At 63.2% G+C, this 568-nt stretch carries 1 protein-coding gene; it reads right to left on the bottom strand.

Annotated features, from left to right (window positions below):
- Positions 1–66: 66 nt before the first annotated feature.
- On the bottom strand, positions 67–568 hold a 502-nt coding region (locus tag P0G09_RS15480; RefSeq protein WP_275253092.1), incomplete at its 5' end, for a histidine kinase dimerization/phospho-acceptor domain-containing protein.

Below are 568 nucleotides of genomic sequence, written 5' to 3'. Positions count from 1 at the left end.
ATTCGGGTCTGCTCAGGGCCGCTTATACTTCAGCGGTGTCTGCACCTGAGCACGGATCTTGAGCAGTTAGGTCCGGGTCTGCTCGGTGCCCCGCAGGATGGCCTCCACCTGTTCCCGCTGCTCCGGGGTCAGGGCCTTGTCCTCGGCCAGCAGGTCGGCGTTGCCCTCAATGACGGCCAGCGGCGTTTTGATCTCATGGGAAAGCTGGATGATCTGCTCCCGCTGCTGCTGCTCCATTTTCCATTGGGCCTGCAGGCTGGCCGTCAGCTCCTGCCCCATGGTCTGCAGGGCAGCCAGTGTCTCGGCGTATTCCCGCACCTGCGCCCCGGAAAAATCGATCTCTTCCACGCCCTTTTTCTCAGCCACCTGCCGGGAGACCTCTGTCAGGCGGGCCGTCTCCCGGGCCAGAAACTTTCTGGAGCGGTGGGTGCTCCACACCACCACTCCCACCAGCAGCAGAATGCCCAGAATGCAGTGCACCGTCTGCACATCTGGCAGCTTTCCCCGCAGCGCAGGGGCGGCGTAGGGCACGGCATAGTCAAATTGCAGCAGACAGACCGTTCCGTCC

The sequence above is a fragment of the Faecalibacterium sp. DFI.5.82 genome (assembly GCF_029076575.1).
Lineage (GTDB): Bacteria > Bacillota > Clostridia > Oscillospirales > Ruminococcaceae > Faecalibacterium > Faecalibacterium duncaniae.
Note: the sequence above shows the minus strand (reverse complement) of the source record. Positions and strands in the feature narration are given on the sequence as shown.